This is a genomic window from Rhodanobacter sp. C03 (assembly GCF_002001175.1).
Classification (GTDB): domain Bacteria; phylum Pseudomonadota; class Gammaproteobacteria; order Xanthomonadales; family Rhodanobacteraceae; genus Rhodanobacter.
The window spans coordinates 337,014-355,546 of sequence record NZ_MUNT01000006.1 but is presented as its reverse complement, the minus strand read 5'-3'; the positions used below and the strand labels follow the sequence as shown (position 1 = coordinate 355,546).

The window sequence follows — 18,533 nt, the reverse complement described above, 5'->3', positions numbered from 1 at the left end:
GTGCAGGTTACGGCTTGCTCACCACGGTCAACGTGCCGCCGCCCGGCGAGCGTGCCTGCACGCTGCGGTCGTACATCGACTCGCCGTACGCCGGCGGCACGATGAACGTTCCGGCATTGCTGGCCTTGATGCGATAGACGAATTCGCGCACGTCCGGCGTCGCCGTGCCGTAGATCACTACGCGATCTTCGCGGATGTCCGCATAGTCAGGCTGCCAGGTGGATGTGGACAAACCGATCGGCGAACGCCATGCCGCGGGCTTCACTTCGCTGTCGCCGCCTTGGTCGGCCCCGCTTCCATCGGCTCCGTTGCCGGCATCGGCCGTCTGCTGATCGGTGACCGGTGGCGGCGGTTCGATGACCGGTTCGAAACCACCCGGCAGCAGGTCGACGATCGCCACGTCGCCGACACCCTGATCGCCGGTGGCGCGGATTTTCACATGAACGTCGATTTCCTCGCCGACGTCGATCTTGTCGAGCGGCTTGCCCTTGGCGTCGGTGTACTCGCGTACGATCTCGATGCCGTCCTTGATCGCCTTGTCCGGCACGTTGCTGTCATAACCGCCCTGGCTGGTAACGCGCCACGCCGGCAGGCTGCTGCCGTTGGTGAAGCGCACGCGTGCCGCCGCTGCATCCCAACTGCCTGCCTGCACCAGATTTGCCTGCAGCGTGGCGATCGATCTGGCGCTGCCATCCGCATGCACTTCGTCAATGCCCAGCTTGTCCAGCCCGCTGGCGCTCTGCGCAGCATAGGCATCCAGCGCCAGTATCGTCATCGACGAGGACAAGGTGTTGAACTGGTTGTGCGCCAGCGGCCACGCGATGTTCTCCATCACCTGTGGCGAGAGCGCCTTGGCACGTTCCGGGAAATACTTCGACAGCAGATACAGCACGCTGGCGTCGCGCGTCAGCGGATCGTAGTAGTAGCTGTAGACGTAGTTCTCCTTTGCCAATTTGCGCTCAAGCGCCTTCTGCGGCCCGGCGATCAGCTGGTTCGCTTCCTTGTCCTGCTTGAGCAGCTTGTACGAGGCGGCCAGCCATGCAGCAGCAAGGTCGTTCTTCCAGTCGTTCGGGAACGCATCCTGCAGGCGTTTCTGCACCGCTGCCAGGTCGTTGGTGGTGACATTGCCCTGCCGCGTCAGCAAATAGACCGCGTAGGCGCGCTGACGCAGCTCGTCGAGCGAATCCAAGCTCTCGTCGGCGGCGAGCTGATGCAGGTATTTGTTGCCGGCATCCAGCATGTCCTTCGGCACCGTGACCCCGCGGTCGTGCGCCTCCAGCAGAAAGTGCATCGCATACGCCGATACGAACGGTTCGGCATCCGGTGTTGCGGTCCATACACCGAAGCCGCCCTGCCCGTTCTGCCGCGAATGCAGTACGTCGAGGAGCTGCGCCAGCGCCTCGTCATTGCCCAGCTTCTTTTCGCTGAAGGCCGGCTGCAATGCATGCGCGAACATCGGTGCCGCCGGCCACTTTGCCACCACCAGCCGCGGCATCGCAGCGCTGACCAGTTGCTCGCTGCAGTAGTTCTGATAGTTGATCAGATACGTGGTCAGACCCTGCGCCAGCACGATTGGCACGGTGGAGAAGGCGGCATCGCGCGAAGCGTAGGCGTCGTAAAGCTTGCGCAGGTCAGGCAGGTCTTGCTGGCTGCCCGGCGCGACCAGGCCGACGTCGATCTGGGTGCGATAGGCCGAAGCCGGTCGTACCGAAAGATCCACGGCCTGCTTCGCCGATTTGCTGGCATAGCCGGCGCTGAAGGCGAGATTGCCCGAACCCTGAACATTGGTGGCCTTGACGTGGAATATCGCCACGCCTTCGCGCAACTCGCCCAAGCTCAGACTTTGCGTAGCGCTGCCAACGACCTGCAGTTGCGGTCCAGTCTTCAACGTGACCGCCACCGGCACCTGCTTGCCGTTCAGACCGGTGAGGTTGTTGGCCACGCCAACGCTCACCTCGGCCTGATCGCCCGGAGCCAGCGTGGTCGGCACGTTCGGCGACAGTACGAAGTCGCCACGTACGGTAGTCGAACCTTCGTAGGTGCCAATGCGCTCCGGCGATACCGACATCGCCATCACGCGCAGCTTGCCATTGAAGTAGTCCGGCACGGTGTAGCTGAAATCCTTCTCGCCATTCACGTCGACAATGCCGGACCAGTACACCACCGGCTTGTCGCGCTTGCGCTTGAAAGGATTCAGTTGGCGGCCGATCGCGCCATCGGCATCGCCGCCCGGTGCAGCCATCGCCATCAGCTTCTCGAAATCCGGCAGGATCAGGTCGAGGATCTGCGACGTACCCACTTCCAGCATGCGCTTGCGGAAGAAGAACTTCAGCGGGTCGCCCAGCTTGTAACGCGCCACCTGCAGGATACCCTCGTCCACCGCGAACACCACCGCCCTCGTCGGCTGCGTCGAATGCAGCTTGAAGGTCACGGTGTCTCCTGGCTTCACCAGCGCCGGAGCATCGACCGTGATCGGGTTGCGACGTGCGTCGAGGTTCACCGAGAACGGCACCACACCGTAACTGAGCGGACTCATGAAGACCTCGTCCGAGGACGGGTCGCGGATGTACTGCACGTTGATGTAACCGTTGCCCTCGAAATCCGCAGGCACGGTGATGTGCTGCACCGAGCTGGTGGTGTCGGCATGGAACCACGCATGCGCGTAGACCTTGTCGCGCTCGATGGTGATCAGGCCGCTGCCCGCATAGGGCGCACGGATCGCAATCTCCACGGACTCGCCAGGCGTGTAGTCCGGCTTGCTGAGGTTGAGCTGCAGTTCGGCATTGCGGTCGAGTGAGCGGGTGACGTTGGCGTTGCCGGCCACCGCGTATTCGATGCGGTTGACCTCGGTCCGGTCGGCGGCACGGCGGATCACCAGCGCGTAATTGCCCGGCTTGTCGGTGGGCAGCGGGTAATCCATGCCGGCGGCGGGAATCGCCAGCGGCAACTCGCTGAGCGGAATTTCCTTGAGCTTGGACTCGTACTTGTAGACGCCCGAATCCTGCCTGGTCAGCACCGAAACGTAGCGGCGTTCGATCAACTGTGCCTTCAGGTCATTCAGGGCAAACGCCTTGGCCTGCGGATTGATCGCAACCAGGTGCACCGTGCGCGGACTATTGCGGGTGATGTAGTCGAGGTTGTCGACGGCCTTGTAACCGACCAGCCAGTCATTGCTCGACACCAGCGTCTGCGCGGCGGCAGCGACGCTGCGTCCACCTTCGGCCTCGTACGCCTTGATCAGGAAGTACAGCTGGTAGGTGGCGTCGGCGTATTTCTTCAGGTCCAGGTCGAATTCGGCGTGGCCCTTGTCGTCGGTCTTGCCATCCTGCAGGGACTCTTCGTAGCCATCCTTGGCACGACGCACATCGTAGAAGTGGTAGTCCGGCCAGCTTTGGAACGCCGGCCATGCCGGTCGCAGAGTCAGCGAAGCTTCGACACGACGATCCGCGGCCGGCGTGCCAAACAAATTCTGCACATCGACGATGCCCTTCAGTTGCTCGGGTTTTACCCAGCCTTCCGGCACCTGTTGCGACAGCTTCGCCTCGACCTTCATGCGGTCAGGCAGGAATTCCTTCACCTGCAAGGTGGTGGTGCCAATCTGCGCGTCCGCCTTGCCATCCCTGACGATGTAGAGATTCACCGTCCAGGTGCCGGTCGGCGCGGTTTCGGCGGGGGTGTAGTCCAGCTCGCCGAAGCCGGACGCGTCCATGGTCAGGGCCTGCTGTTTCACCGTGACCCCGCGCGGGTCGACGATCTCGGCCTGCAACGGGATGCCCGCCACGTTGCGCGACCAGCTGGCCGCACGCACGATCAGGCCGATATGGAACAGGTCACCCGGGCGATAGATACCGCGATCGGAAAACAGATAGGCGGAGAGTTGGCCCTGGCTCGCCGCATTGGGATCGCCGCCGATGTCGAAACGCGAATAATCGAGCTGGCGGTCGCTGCCCTCGATCGGCAGGAAGGAAAGGTCGTCGCCCTTCCTCACCACGTACATCACCGGCTTCTTCTCGCGCTGCAAACCCTTGAAGGTCGGGAAATGCACCACGCCATCGGCGCTGCTGGACTGCGTGTACAGCGTCTGCCCGTTGACCGCGAGTACCGCGACGCTGGCGTCGGCCACCGGCTGGCCGGTATGGATCGATTGCACGAACACATCCTGGCTGCCGTCGAGCGAACGCTTGATCAGCATGCCCAGGTCAGTAACCACGATCAGTCGTGTATCGGTCGGCATCGGGGAGTCAGCGGGCGCGTCGCTGTCGTTGTCATCCCCTGAATTGCCGTTGTCGTCGCCGGCACCGCTGTCGCTGGCCGCGACGGCATCCGCTGTGCTGGTCGTGGCCGCGCTTGCGGGCTTGTCGCCCGGCGCGGGCGCGGTACCTTGCAGCGCCTTCGCGCTGGCCTTCGCTGCGGCCGCCGCTTTCTTCGCTTCGACCACCGGGTCGTAACCGGAGAGATGCAGCAGGAACACGCCGCGCTTGCCCTCCTTCAGATACTGGCCAAGGTCGACGCCCTCGTAATGGGCCTTGCCCGGGTCGGCTTTGGGGAATGCGGACTTCTGCTCGAAGCGCTCGACGATATGGTCTTCGCTGAAACCGTAGACGAGTTCGGGATGGCTGTAGCTGCCTTGATTGAGACTCACCAGGTGTTGCAGCTGATCCGGCAGCACGCGACCGATCTCCAGCCGCATGCCGGGCATGTTGCGCGATACCACCGAAATCCGTTTGCTCCCGCTCAGCGACAACAACGAACCATCGGCCATGAAGCGCAGCAGCTTCGGATAATCCGGCACGCTGAAGGTCTGCGCAGTCGGCTTGCCCAGCACGTAGCCGCCGAAGGATTTGAGACCGGCGCCAATCCGCACGTAGATACGCTGGCCGGGTGTGGCGTGGTACTTGAAACTCTGCAACTCCGCGTAGTCGTTCTCGGTGGGCACCAGTTCCAGCGGCAACGGTTTCGACTGGCGCAGAACAGATTCGCTGACTTCGGAAATGTCCCATGCATAGGGTGCGTCGTCGGCGGACTGATCCACGCCTACTTTGCGCGCGGGCAGGATCCAGGCCTTGGTCAACCCGGCCACGTCGCTGCCACGCACGCTGCCGCTGACATTCGCCACCAGCACCTGCTCGGGTTCGTACCTGTCGTTGTCGACCAGGGTCGGGTTGATGTCCTGGATCGCCAGACTGTAGAGGCCGGGAACATGCACGCTGGTCTGCAACGGATCGCGGGTGCCGTCACCACCGCGCGAACTGCGCACGCCATCGTCCAGCTTCAGCAACACCGCACCATCGTCCCGCGGCAGATCCAGCGGCTGCGAATGCACCCAGGCATTGAGCTTGAATGCGTCATACGTGACGGTGAATTTCAGCGGTGTGCCGAACTTTCCATCCTTGTCGGCCAGCGCGATCGCGATGCGCTTCTCGAATTGCGCAGTGTCCACGGGATAGTTGAAGTTGACCGGAACGATCGTCTTCTTTGCCGTGGCGTCCTGCGGGTCCTGATAGAACTCGCCTTTACCGAAGGTCGCCGCAAACTTCGGCAGATCGAAATCCAGATGGTCATCAGCCATCAATACATGCGGTGCGAAGACCTGCGCCACATCGAACTGCACCTTGACGTGGGCGCCAACCGGCCAGTCCGCGGCCGGCACAAAGCGCAAGGTGTGATCGTCGAGCCAGTTCCATTCGCCCTTGAGCGCAGGCTGCATCGCGATGCCTTTGGTCACCACCTTGCCGACCAGCTCGATCGGCGCCGCCGAGCGGGAAAAACCGATCTCCAGCGGATGGATGGTGACTTTCGGATTGCCGTCGGGCTGCGCCGCGTATTCGGTGAGGGCCGGCACCTTGACCTCGAAGGTGATCCGTTCGGGCTCGACCGGCCGGGGCCGATGCTGGTACCACTGCCAGCCGAACCAGCCACCGACCAGCAGGATCAGCGCTGCGAGCAGTCCAACCGCAAAGTGGCGCGGGCGGCGGCGGATTGCAGCGCCCGTGGCAGGAGCCCACTCCGGCGCAGACCAGGACACATTGCCGAAAAGCGGCCGCAGGATCGACCCGAGCAGGTGAAACACGGCGCGCAGCAGTCGCACCGGCAACATCAGCAGAAACCGCAGCAAATCCATGATGCTTCCCCACCTTCATCCATAGACGAATCCGACGATGCCGGATCCGGACACGACTCGCCGCAACACTGCATGACGCAGGTTCGTCGATGCCGAAAAATTTCCCCAAGCCATCCTGCGCGCCAGCCGTGGCAAAACGCGGCGCTGATTCTGACATGTCAAGGATAGTCGGAGCAGCCTGACCTGGAAAAGAGGAAGCCGGCACCTGACGGATGCCGGCTTCTTTGGCCGTAAGCGAACCTGAAACTATCCCCAGCTACCGAACGGTCAGAGTCCAGCTGCGAATTCTCGCACCACCGAGGCCAGCTTCGGATCCTGCATCGCCATGTGCATGGTGGCGCGCACCAGGCCAGCCTTGTTGCCGCAATCGAAGCGGGTCCCCTCGAAGCGGTAGGCCAGCACCTTGCCCTGTTCCTTCAGCAGCGCCTCGATCGCGTCGGTGAGCTGGATCTCGCCGCCGGCACCCGGCGTGGTTTGCTCCAGCAACTGGAAAATGCGGCCCGGCAGCACGTAGCGGCCGACCACCGCCAGATTGGATGGTGCATCAGCCGGCTTGGGTTTCTCCACCATGTGGCGGATCCACGCACTGCGCTCATCTACCGGTGCGGCATCGACGATGCCGTACTTGTCGGTCTCGTTGTGCGGCACTTCCTCCACCGCGATCACACCCGCCTCCCGGGTGTCAGCCAGTTCGGCCATTTGTCGCAGGGCGCCTTTGCCCGTACCGATCGCGCCGTTCCAGATCAGGTCATCGGGCAGCACCACGCCGAATGGCTCGTCGCCCACCACCGGCTTCGCGCACAACACCGCATGGCCCAAACCTAGCGCTTCGGGCTGTGTCACGAAGATCGCCCGCACATGCTTCGGCAGGGTGCCCTGCACAAGAGCCAGCAATTCGTCCTTGCCCTTTTCCTGCAGCTTCGCCTCCAGCTCGTAGGCCTTGTCGAAGTAGTCGGCAATCGCATGCTTGTAGCGGTTGGTGACGAAGATCAGCGTGTCGGCGCCAGCGTCCACCGCCTCGTCGACGGCATACTGGATCAGCGGCTTGTCGAGCACCGGCAGCATTTCCTTGGCGACGACCTTGGTGGCCGGCAGAAAACGGGTGCCGAGGCCGGCCACGGGAAACACCACCTTGCGCAAGGGCTTGCTCACTCACTGCTCTCCTGTTTCGTTACGGCGGATCGACACGACGTTGTCCGGCTGGGCCGATTCGCTCCAGCGGAACGAGGGCAGCAGGCTGGACACGCAGCGTCGAAGCTCTTCTTCATCGAATACATCGGCTGCCTCGCCCGCCTTCTGCAACAGCGCCTGCAGCAGTTCCCACGATACTTCGCGATGCTGGGCGAGGAAGATCTTGGCATGTTCGGTAGCGCTGTAATTTTCCAGCGGATGGAACAGTTCCTCGAACAGCTTTTCGCCAGCACGCAGACCGGTGTAGACGATCGGGATTTCGCTGCCCGGCTTCTTGCCGGCGAGGCGGATCATCTGCTCGGCCAGATCGCGGATCCTTACCGGCTCGCCCATGTCGAGCGCAAAGATCTCTGCGCCCTTGCCGAGGCTCGCCGCCTGCAGGATCAGCTGGCAGGCCTCGGGGATCGTCATGAAATAGCGCGAAATCTCCGGGTGAGTCACGGTGACCGGACCGCCGACGCGGATCTGCTCACGGAACAACGGCACCACCGATCCGGCCGAATCCAGCACGTTGCCGAAACGCACCGTCATGAAACGGGTATCGGCATGCGCGTTGAGATTCTGGCAATAGATTTCGGCGACGCGTTTGCAGGCACCCATCACGCTGGTCGGGTTGACCGCTTTGTCGGTGGAGATCAGCACGAAACACTCGACCCCGGCCTCGCGCGCCGCATTGGCTACCGTGCGTGTACCCAGCACGTTGTTGAGGAATGCCGTGCGCAGTTGCCCCTGCAGCATCGGCACATGCTTGTAGGCGGCGGCGTGGAATACCACCTGTGGTTTCGCTTCGGCGAACACCTTGCGCATCGCAACCTTGTCGCCACAGTTGGCGAGGACGCCGTCGAGGATCAGCTCCGGAAAATCCGCGCGCAGTTCCTGGGTGATCCGATACAGGTTGTATTCGCTCTGCTCGACCACGACCAGCGACTGCGCACCCAAGCGAGCCACCTGACGGCACAGTTCCGAGCCGATCGAGCCGCCGCCACCGGTGATCAATACGCGACGCGCTGTAAGAGTCTCGCGGATCGCGGTCCAATCCAGCTCCACCGCATCGCGGCCAAGCAGATCCTCGATCGCCACTTCCTTGATCTGGTTGAACTGCGCCCGGCCGGCAACTACGTCCTCCAGCCGCGGCACCGTCCGGTACGGCAGATCAGTGGCATCGCATAACGCCACCACCCGGCGCATTTCGGTGGTCGAGGCGCCCGGCAACGCGATCAACAGCATGTCGACGGCCGCCTCGCGCGCCAGATCAGGCAATTGGTCAAAGCGGCCCAGCACGGGATGACCATTGATGCTGGCACCACGCAGACTGGCCTTGTCATCGACGAAACCCACCACTCCATATCGGCTGTCATGGCGCAAGTCACGCGACAACACTTCGCCGGCCCGATCCGCGCCCACGATCAGCACCCGCTTGACGGTCTGGTTCTGCAGCAGATCGTTGCGGCTGTCTTTCCAGTAGCGATAGAGCAGCCGTGGGCCGCCGAGCAGGATCGCCAACAACACCGGATAAATCAGCAGCACCGAGCGTGGCACGTTCTCAAGCCGGTCGTACAGGAACAACGCTGCGTAGATAGCCGCTGCGCCTATCACTACCGCACGCAGGATGTTCCACAGATCCGGCAGGCTGGCAAAGCGCCAGACGCTCCGGTACAGCCCAGTCCAGCGGAAGACCAGCCCCTGCACCAGCAGCACGATCGGAATTTCAAACAGGTGAAAGCTGACGATCTCGTCCGGCCTCAGTGCATACCGCAGCAGCTTGGCGATCCACCACGCCAGCGCGGCCATCGCCAGATCATGCAGCACGACCGCGACACGCGGATGAATGAAGCCGACAAGTTTACGCAGCGACATGACGGTCCTTGTGCGGATGGCGTCGCAGACAGCGACGTTTCAGAGTCAGCCATGTGGCCGATGCTGCCAGGTAAGCGATCATGGTAATCGGCAACGCCAGCCGCAGATGACTCCAGGCCAACCAGGTCAACGGTGCCACCACCAGCAGATTCCAGGCCAGATACGCCGTATCCGCTCCTGCATGCGTCCCTCCGCGGCGCACCAGCCACTGGTATAGATGCTCGCGGTGGGCAGTGTACCAGCGGCGTCCGCGCCACATGCGGGTCAGCAGGGTCAGGCTGGCATCCACCACGAACGCCGACGACAGGATCAGTGCCGGCCACAGCAAGGCATGCTCGAACCACCACAGCATGGCGCTGAACGCAAAGATCAGCAGGCCGATACTGCCGCTGCCGACATCGCCCATGAAGATCCGTGCCGGTGGACGGTTGTAGCACCAGAAGCCCAGTGCCGTCGCCGCCAGCATTCCCGCAGCCATTGCCAGCAACGGCTGCGCGGCCGCCCATGCCAGCCAGGCCAGTCCGCAGCCGACAAAAATGGCCTGCTGCGCCAGCAAACCGTCGATGCCGTCCATGAAATTGTGCAGATTGATGCTCCACACACCAGCTGCCAGCAACAACGGCAGCCACCACAGCGACAGGCCGGTTGCCAGCAGAACAACGGAAAAGCCGAACACCGCCAGCAGCTGCATTGCCAGCCGCGGCAATACCGGCAGTGAGCGGTGATCGTCCCACCAGCCGGCCAACGCCACCAGCAGCAACGCACCGAGCAGAGCTGCGATCACACTGGGCGGCCATTCCGCGGACAAGCTCCACCATGCACCAGGCAGACAGATCAGCATCGTCACCACGATGCCAATGCCACCACCGCGCGGCGTGGGCAGACGATGCGAACGCCGCTGTCCCGGCTGATCGAGCATGCCGCGCCGATGCGCATAACCGATCGCGCCCCGCACCAGCAGCAACGTGATCAACAAGCTGGCGAGCAACCATCCGATGGTCGTGTACATCCCGATTTTCATGTCACTCGCTGGCGACGCCGTGGATCGGCCGGATCGTGCTCCAGCTCTTGCAGCTGGGGCATTGCCAATGATGCGCCTTGGCACCGAAACCGCAGCGGCTGCAGCGGTACATCGCCTGGCCTTCCAGCAGTTTCTTGGTGAGATCGCGCAGGATCAGGAAATTTTCGCGCGCTTCGCCTTCGATCTTGTCCATCGTCGCGTCGATCAGCGCCATCAGGCCGCGCACGGATGGCCGCTGGCGCAGTTGCGCAGTCAGGAAGTCGATCGAGGCACGCTCACCGTCACGCTGCCGGTACAGCTGGGTCAGCGCCAGCACCGGCGAGACACCGTGATAACGACTCAGCATCTCGCGCAGGAAAACCTCGGCGCGTTCCATCTGCTGCGAGCGCGCATAGCTGTTCAGCAGTGGCGGCAGGATCTCCGGCGTGAATGCGATGTCGGCCTGGACCGCTGCCTCATAGGCGGTCACGGCTTCGGCATGCTGGTCATCCTCGGCATGCAGCCGGCCGGTCAGCATGAAGGCGCGCACGCAATCGGGTTGGCACGTGAATGCCTGACGCAGATAGTCACGTGCCTCGGCACGGGCACCATGCAGGCGTGAGCGATCGGCCAGTTCGCAATAGAACTGGGCAATCATCGGCGCCTCGTCCTCGCCGGTCATCACTTCCAGCCGGCGTGCATGCTCGATCGCCTTGTGCCAGTCGCGCTCATGCTGGTAGATCGCGATCAGGTGACGCAGCGCCGAGGGGGCATGCGCATCCATCGCCACCAGGTCGGAAAACAGCGCCTCGGCACGATCCAGCAAGCCGGCGCGCATGTAATCCTCGCCCAGCTCCAGCAAGGCCACCGTCTTCATCGCATCAGACAGGCCAGGACGCGATACCAGGTGCTGATGCAGGCGAATCGCCCGATCCACTTCACCACGGCGGCGAAACAGGTTGCCCAGCGCCAGATGCGTTTCCACCGTGTCGCGGTTGTATTCGGCCAGTTTGAGGAACACCTCGATCGCCTTGTCCTGCTCCTCGTTGAGCAGGTAGTTCAGGCCACGGAAATAATCCGAGGAGAGTTCGCTGACTTCGGCGCCGGAACGACGCGCCCCGACCCGCCTGGATGCCCACCAGCCCAAAGCAAAAGCGGCTGGTATCAGAGGAACCAGCGCAGACAAGGAATTCATGGCTTGGCCGGTGCCTTCTTGTCGGCACGCTGTTGACGGCGGCGCAGGCGACGCTGTCCCGAACTCACGCCCAACCATGCAGTAAGTCCGCCCAGCAGCCAGCCGACCACCAGGGCACCGAGCAAGGCAGCCCCCTTCGGTAGTTGCACCTGCGCAAAGGCGAGGTCGTAACCGACCAGATCGGCGTTGAGCGCGCCCAGCACCACACCGGCCGCAATGAAGATCACAAGAATGAGTATGACGAGCAGTCGCATGCCGAGACTTTACCCGATTGATCGTGATGGGCACAGGCGGCGCCTGCAATCAAGGTGGAAGCGATTCAGAACAGCATCTCGGCGGTGCCGGATCTGCACAAAAAAGAAGGCAGGCCGACTTGCGTCGCCTGCCTTCGGTAAATCTGGGTCGCCGACTCAGCCGGCTTCCTGTTCCAGGTCAAGATTGACGCGTTCGCGCAATTCCTTGCCCGGCTTGAAATGCGGCACGTGCTTGCCAGGCAACGCTACGGCGTCGCCCGTCTTGGGGTTGCGACCCATGCGCGGCGGGCGGAAATGCAGCGCAAAGCTGCCAAAACCACGCACCTCGATGCGCTCGCCCTGAGCCAAAGCCTGGCTCATCTGCTCGATGACGCTTTTGACGGCCATCTCGACATCAGCGAACGCAAGATGGGTCTGACGCTTGGCCAGCGCCTCGATCAATTCGGATTTGGTCATGGGACCCCAATGTCCGTGACATGAAACAACGGGGCGGCGATGTGCCGCCCCGCATCAGTCTGCAACGTGTGATCAATCAGCCTTGTCGAACTGCTCTTTGAGCAACGCGCCAAGCTTGGTCGTGCCGGTCGATGCCGACGCGTAGTCGACAGCAGCCACCTCAGGCACATCTTCCTCGTCCTTCGCGCGGATCGAGAGTGCCAGCTGACGACCCTTGCGATCCATGCCGGTGAACTTGGCTTCGACCTTGTCGCCCACTTTCAGATGCAGCGTGGCATCCTCGATGCGCTCCTTGGCGATGTCGTTGGCGCGCAGGTAACCCTCGACGCCCTCGCCCAGATCGATCACGGCGCCCTTCGCATCGACTTCCTTGACGGTGCCGTTGACGATGGTGCCGCGCGGATTCGCTGCCATGAACTGGCCGAACGGATCCTGCTCCATCTGCTTGATGCCGAGTGAGATGCGCTCACGCTCCGGATCAACGGCCAGCACCACGGCCTCGATCTCGTCGCCCTTCTTGAAGTTGCGAACCAGATCTTCGCCGGACATCTGCCAGGAGATATCGGACAGGTGAACCAGGCCGTCGATGCCGCCGTCCAGGCCGATGAACACGCCGAAATCGGTGATCGACTTGATCTGACCGGAGACCTTGTCACCCTTCTTGTGCATCGCTGCGAAGGCTTCCCACGGGTTCGAGCGGGTCTGCTTGATACCCAACGAGATGCGGCGACGCTCCTCGTCCACGTCCAGCACGGTGACTTCGGTTTCGTCACCAACCTGAACCACCTTGGCCGGATTGACGTTCTTGTTGGTCCAATCCATCTCGGACACGTGCACCAGGCCTTCCACGCCCGGCTCGATCTCGACGAAGCAGCCGTAATCGGTGACGTTGGAAACCTTGCCGAACAGGCGGCTGCCGACCGGGTAACGGCGGGCGATGGCGACCCACGGGTCGTCGCCCAGCTGCTTCAGGCCCAGCGAAACGCGGTTGCGCTCCTTGTCGTACTTCAGCACGCGCACGTCCAGCTCGTCGCCGACGTTGACCACTTCGGACGGATGACGCACACGCTTCCACGCCATGTCGGTGATGTGCAGCAGGCCGTCGATACCGCCCAGATCCACGAACGCGCCGTAGTCGGTCAGGTTCTTGACGGTGCCCTTGACCACGGCGCCTTCGGTCAGGCGCTCAAGCAGCTGCTCGCGCTCGGCGGAGAACTCGGTCTCGACGACGGCACGGCGGCTGACCACCACGTTGTTGCGCTTGCGGTCGAGCTTGATGATCTTGAACTCGAGTTCCTTGCCCTCGAGGAAGACCGGGTCGCGCACCGGACGCACGTCGACCAGCGAGCCCGGCAGGAATGCGCGGACGTCCTTGATGTCGACCGTGAAACCGCCCTTGACCTTGCCGGAGATGAGGCCAACGATGGTCTCTTCCTTGTCGAACGCGTGCTCGAGGTCGTCCCACACCATCGAGCGCTTGGCTTTCTCGCGCGACAGCTTGGTTTCGCCGAAACCGTCTTCCAAAGCTTCGAGGGCAACCTTCACCTCGTCGCCTACCTGCACCTCCAGTACGCCCTCTTCGTTCTTGAACTGCTCGATCGGGACGATGCCTTCGCTCTTCAGGCCAGCATTGATCACGACGACGTCATTGCGGATTTCCACAACGATGCCGGTGACGATGGCGCCGGGCTTCAGCTTGGAGATAGCCTGTTGGCTCTGTTCAAACAGTTCGGCAAAACTTTCAGTCATGTTGATTCCATAGTGGGAAAAGACCGTTGTACGTTGCGCTTGTCGACGTGTTGCGCACGAACTTTCCGGTCCACCGGTTGGGGGTGTCTTCAGGTGGTTCCTCGGAACCGACCGTCGTCACCGTGGGTCAAAATCCCCTGCCGCAGCAGGAGCGCAGAAACCGCCGCGCAACCGGATCCTTGTGATCTATGGCTGCACGACGGCAAGTACTTTCGCGACGACCTCGTCGATGCCCATCCCGGTGGTATCCACCAGCAAGGCATCCTCGGCAGGCTTGAGCGGCGCGACCGCGCGCGATGCATCGCGGCTGTCACGCGCTTCAATTTCGCGTTGAAGGCCGCCAAGTGTAACGCTGAGTCCCTTTTCCTTCAACTGCTTATAGCGTCTTTTCGCGCGTTCGGCGGCGCTCGCGGTAAGGAACACCTTGAACGCGGCGTCCGGGAAGATCACCGTCCCCATGTCCCGCCCGTCAGCGACTAGCCCGGGCGACTTGCGGAAGCCCAGCTGCAGCGCCACCAAGGCCTCCCGCACCGACGGCATCGAGGCAATCGCCGAGGCCGCCGCCCCGGCGGTTTCGGTGCGCAGCTCGTCGGTGGCATCGTGACCGTTGACCACCACCCGGGTCGCCCCACCGTCGGTGGCCGCGCGAAACTGGATCTTCGTGCCGTGGGCGCAACGGGTCACCGCCTCCACGTCGGACAGATCCAGCCCCGCCATGCCGGCGGCATAACCCACCGCCCGGTACAGCGCCCCGGAATCCAGCAGCCGCCAGCCCAGATGCTCGGCCACCAGGGCGCTGATGGTGCCCTTGCCCGATCCCGACGGCCCGTCGATGGTAAGTACGGGTACAGACGGGGCATGGCTCATGATGATTCCTGGCTGGGCGGTCGAAAGCGGAAGTTTAACGCGTTGACCCCACTGGGAACGCGTGTTATCTAGCCGGTCTCCTTGCACTCAAGTCAGCCCAATCCGCCTTATGACCGATCTTCGCCGCGAGTTCGAACAAGCCGCCGAGGACATCCAGCAATTGGGTTTGCGCCCCGACAACGACACCTTGCTGAAGCTGTATGCCCTGTACAAACAAGGCTCGGAGGGTGATCTGCGTCGAACCCAGCCAGGCTTCTTCGACTTTGTCGGCACCGCCAAACACGAGGCATGGGCACAATTGAACGGCGTGCCCGAAGAGGAAGCCATGCGCCGTTACATCGCGCTGGTGCATCAGCTGCTGGCGTGAGCTTTCCGGCCTGAGTTTGCTGCGGCGCGTACACCGCGCTTGCTTTCCTATGCCCAACACCGGCACATTCATACGATCGTTTGATCCGGTACAGGTCGCATGAACTACCCGAAGCTGTTCGCTCCGCTCGATCTGGGCCATGTCACCCTGCCCAACCGCATCCTGATGGGCTCGATGCATACCGGGCTGGAGGACAAGGCCAGCGATTACGACAAGCTGGCGGCGTATTTCGCGGAACGCGCACGCGGTGGCGTCGGGCTGATGGTCACCGGCGGCATCGCGCCGAGCATCCAGGGCTGGCTGAAACCGTTCGGTGGCCGCCTCACGATGCCATGGCACAAGCCGCGCCATCGCAAGCTGACCGACGCCGTACATACCGAAGGTGGCCGCATCTGCCTGCAGATCCTGCATGCCGGGCGCTATGGCTATCACCCGCTGTCGGTGGCGCCGTCGAAGATCAAGTCGCCGATCACTCCGTTCACGCCGCGGGCGCTGTCTTCGCGCGGCGTGGAGCGCACCATCGGCGACTTCGTGCACTGCGCGAAACTGGCCCAGGACGCCGGCTACGACGGTGTCGAGGTGATGGGCTCGGAAGGCTATCTGATCAACCAGTTCATCGCCGAGCGCAGCAACCAGCGCAACGACGCCTGGGGCGGCGACGCTACCCGCCGCATGCGCTTCGCGATCGAGATCGTGCGCCGCACGCGCGCAGCGGTCGGGCGCAACTTCATCATCATCTACCGGCTGTCGATGCTCGATCTGGTCGAAGGTGGCCAGGACTGGAGCGAGATCGTCACGCTGGCCAAGGCGATCGAAGCGGCCGGCGCCTCGATCATCAATACCGGCATCGGCTGGCACGAGGCGCGCGTACCGACCATCGTCACCAGCGTGCCGCGCGCGGGCTTTGCCTGGGTCACGAAGAAGCTCAAGGGCGAAGTGGCGATTCCGCTGATCACCACCAACCGCATCAACATGCCGGAAGTAGCCGAACATATCCTGGCCAGCGGCGAGGCTGACATGGTCTCGATGGCGCGTCCGTTGTTGGCCGATCCCGCCTGGGCCAACAAGGCCAAAGCCGGGCGCGCCGAACGCATCAACACCTGCATCGCCTGCAACCAGGCCTGCCTCGACCATGTGTTCCAGAACAAGCGGGCCAGCTGCCTGGTCAACCCGCGCGCCTGTCACGAGACCGAGCTGAAGATCGAGCCAGCCAGTGTGCGCAAGCGCATCGCCGTCATTGGTGCCGGTCCGGCCGGCATGGCCTGCGCCAGCACGCTGGGTGAGCGCGGCCATGCGGTGACGCTGATCGACAAAGCCAGCGAGATTGGCGGCCAGTTCAACTACGCCAAGCAGATTCCGGGCAAGGAAGAATTCCACGAGACACTGCGCTATTTCCGCCATCAACTGAGCGACACCGGCGTCGACGTGCAGCTGGGCCAGACCGCAGATGCGGCGTCACTGCATGCCGGCGGCTATGACGAAGTGGTGATTGCCACCGGCATCACGCCGCGCACGGTGAGCTTCCCTGGCAGCGACGATCCGCGTGTGCTGAGTTATCTGGATGTACTTGCCCGTCACCAGAGCGTTGGCGCGAAGGTGGCAATCATCGGCGCCGGCGGCATCGGCTTCGACGTGGCCGAATTCCTGGTCGAGCACGCGCCCTCGCCCACCACCGACGTGGCCCGCTGGACCCGTGAGTGGGGCGTGGACATGCAGCTGGCGCAACGTGGCGGCCTGCAGAAACCGCAACCGGAAGCTCCGGCCCGGCAGATCTGGCTATTGCAGCGCAGCGAGGGGCGTCCTGGCGCGCGGCTCAACAAGACCACCGGCTGGGTACACCGGGCCACGCTCAAGGCCAAGCAGGTCAGCATGCTGGGCAAGGTCAGCTATCAACGTTTCGACGATCAGGGCTTGCACATCACCGTCGATGGTGCTCCCCAGATCCTGCCGGTCGACCACGTGGTGGTCTGCGCTGGCCAGGAACCGAACCGGCGGCTGGCGGACGAGTTGATCGCGGCTGGCCTGAAGGTGCACGTCATTGGCGGCGCCGATGTGGCTGCCGAACTCGACGCCAAACGTGCCATCGCCCAAGGCACCCGGCTGGCCAGCCAGATCTGATTCCACAAGCCAGATACGCCAACGCCGCCTGGACGACGGCGGCGTTGGAAACACAAAAGAAAGCGCCCCGCAGGAAGACGCATCGATATGGGCTCAGGGGGGGAGTTGAACCAGATATCGTATTTAGCGTCGCTGCGGGGCGAGGGCCGCCGCCACTAGGGGGAGGGGAAGTGGCGGGACGGGAGAGAGTTTATGATCGACACGATAAAGTATCAAATATATATTTAGTGCCTTATTTATTCGATTTCACTATATGTTTGATTTTCGCCAGTTGCGCTACTTCGTCGCCGTCGCCGAGGAGCTGAGTTTTACCCGTGCAGCGATTCGCCTGCACCTGTCGCAGCCGCCGCTGTCCCAGCAGATCCAATCACTGGAACAGGACTTGGGCGTGCGCCTGCTGGAGCGCAACAAGCGCAACGTGGCGCTGACCGAGCCAGGCCGCATCTTTCTGGAAGAGGCCCGGCAGATCCTGGCCAAGGCCGACGAGGCCCGCAGCCACGTGGTGGCCGCCGCCGCCGGCTACAGCGGCCAGTTGCGGCTGGCCTACACGGTCTCGGTCTCGTTTCATCCAGCCCTGCCGCAAGCCCTGTTGCGCCACGGCCAGATCGCGCCCAATGTGCGCATGCACCTCAGCGAGATGTATACCGAGCCTCAGTTCGCCGCGCTGCTTGCTGGGCAGATTGACGTCGGCTTCGTCCGTGATGAGCCGATTCATGCACAGGACGCACGCAGCCTGCGTCTGAGTGTGATTGATCGCGAACCCCTGCTGCTCGCCCTGCCCTCCGGCCACCTCTTGTCCGGCCGCAGCAGCCTGCGCCTCGCCGAGGTGGCGGCCGATGCCTTTGTCTCGCAGCCACGTGAACTGGCAGCCACGCTATACGATCGTTTGGTGAAACTGGCGGCCAAGGCCGGCTTCCAGCCGTCGATCGTCCAGCATGCGCAGCAGATCAATGGCTTGTTGGCCTTGGTCGCCGCTGGACTGGGGCTGGCGCTGGTACCGGCCAGCATGCGTGCCGTGCGCCTTGCCGGTGTCAGTTACGTCCCACTGGAGGATGCCGATGCCTACCTGCTGCTGGCGGTGGCCAGCCGCAGCGACGATCACTCGCCGGCCCTGCTGCAGTTCCTTTCCACGGTCGCCGAGTCCGCGGCTGCATCAGGCTTGTGATAAGCCATTCAAGTCGTTACAATTGCCTGCTTAATTTCTCGTTTAGTGTCAGGAGCTGGCCGTGAAGGTGCTTAACTCTTTGAAGTCCGCCAAGGCGCGGCACCGCGATTGCAAGATTGTGCGTCGTCGCGGCAAGGTGTTCGTGATCTGCAAGAGCAATCCCCGTTTCAAGGCTCGTCAGCGCTGAGTTTGG

The 18,533-nt window shown here is 63.0% G+C and carries 13 protein-coding genes; 4 read left to right on the top strand and 9 right to left on the bottom strand.

Annotated elements, in window-relative coordinates; translation table 11 throughout:
- Window positions 1–7: 7 nt before the first annotated feature.
- The 9 genes from B0E48_RS09805 to cmk all read right to left on the bottom strand — a co-directional run bounded on the left by B0E48_RS09805 (window position 8) and on the right by cmk (window position 14,690).
- The gene (locus B0E48_RS09805; RefSeq protein ID WP_077517938.1) at window positions 8–6,121 is read right to left on the bottom strand and encodes an alpha-2-macroglobulin; all 6,114 of its coding nucleotides are present in this window, start codon (window positions 6,119–6,121) and stop codon (window positions 8–10) included.
- Window positions 6,122–6,388: 267 nt separating this feature from the next.
- Window positions 6,389–7,273 (bottom strand): UTP--glucose-1-phosphate uridylyltransferase GalU, encoded by an 885-nt coding sequence (gene galU, locus B0E48_RS09800; protein WP_077517937.1) that lies wholly within the window; start codon window positions 7,271–7,273, stop codon window positions 6,389–6,391.
- Entirely contained in the window at window positions 7,274–9,169 is a 1,896-nt protein-coding gene (locus B0E48_RS09795; RefSeq protein WP_077517936.1) for a nucleoside-diphosphate sugar epimerase/dehydratase, read from the bottom strand.
- Window positions 9,156–10,178, bottom strand: a complete 1,023-nt coding sequence (locus tag B0E48_RS09790; RefSeq protein WP_077518384.1) for a glycosyltransferase family 4 protein — start codon at window positions 10,176–10,178, stop codon at window positions 9,156–9,158. Before B0E48_RS09790 ends, B0E48_RS09795 begins: the two co-directional genes overlap by 14 nt.
- 13 nt (window positions 10,179–10,191) lie before the next feature.
- On the bottom strand, window positions 10,192–11,364 hold the full coding sequence (gene lapB, locus B0E48_RS09785) for a lipopolysaccharide assembly protein LapB (RefSeq protein WP_077517935.1): 1,173 nt from the start codon (window positions 11,362–11,364) through the stop codon (window positions 10,192–10,194).
- Complete coding sequence (locus B0E48_RS09780) at window positions 11,361–11,618, bottom strand: lipopolysaccharide assembly protein LapA domain-containing protein (protein ID WP_077517934.1); 258 nt, start codon at window positions 11,616–11,618, stop codon at window positions 11,361–11,363. The genes lapB and B0E48_RS09780 overlap by 4 nt, the downstream gene beginning before the upstream one ends.
- Before the next feature lie 156 nt (window positions 11,619–11,774).
- Entirely contained in the window at window positions 11,775–12,074 is a 300-nt protein-coding gene (locus B0E48_RS09775) for an integration host factor subunit beta (RefSeq protein WP_077517933.1), read from the bottom strand.
- Between the two features lie 72 nt (window positions 12,075–12,146).
- The gene (gene rpsA / locus B0E48_RS09770; RefSeq protein WP_077517932.1) at window positions 12,147–13,823 is read right to left on the bottom strand and encodes a 30S ribosomal protein S1; all 1,677 of its coding nucleotides are present in this window, start codon (window positions 13,821–13,823) and stop codon (window positions 12,147–12,149) included.
- Between the two features lie 186 nt (window positions 13,824–14,009).
- Window positions 14,010–14,690, bottom strand: coding sequence for a (d)CMP kinase (cmk, locus tag B0E48_RS09765; RefSeq protein WP_077517931.1), 681 nt, complete (start codon window positions 14,688–14,690; stop codon window positions 14,010–14,012).
- 109 nt (window positions 14,691–14,799) lie between these two features.
- Here cmk and B0E48_RS09760 point away from each other — a divergent pair, with 109 nt between their 5' ends.
- The 4 genes from B0E48_RS09760 to ykgO all read left to right on the top strand — a co-directional run bounded on the left by B0E48_RS09760 (window position 14,800) and on the right by ykgO (window position 18,527).
- The gene (locus B0E48_RS09760) at window positions 14,800–15,057 is read left to right on the top strand and encodes an acyl-CoA-binding protein (protein ID WP_077517930.1); all 258 of its coding nucleotides are present in this window, start codon (window positions 14,800–14,802) and stop codon (window positions 15,055–15,057) included.
- Between the two features lie 99 nt (window positions 15,058–15,156).
- Window positions 15,157–17,175, top strand: coding sequence for an NADPH-dependent 2,4-dienoyl-CoA reductase (locus tag B0E48_RS09755; RefSeq protein WP_077517929.1), 2,019 nt, complete (start codon window positions 15,157–15,159; stop codon window positions 17,173–17,175).
- 253 nt (window positions 17,176–17,428) lie between these two features.
- Window positions 17,429–18,340: a LysR substrate-binding domain-containing protein gene (locus tag B0E48_RS09750; protein ID WP_077517928.1), complete on the top strand. Its 912-nt coding sequence runs from the start codon at window positions 17,429–17,431 to the stop codon at window positions 18,338–18,340.
- Between the two features lie 61 nt (window positions 18,341–18,401).
- The gene (ykgO, locus tag B0E48_RS09745; protein ID WP_007080705.1) at window positions 18,402–18,527 is read left to right on the top strand and encodes a type B 50S ribosomal protein L36; all 126 of its coding nucleotides are present in this window, start codon (window positions 18,402–18,404) and stop codon (window positions 18,525–18,527) included.
- Window positions 18,528–18,533 lie beyond the last annotated feature (6 nt).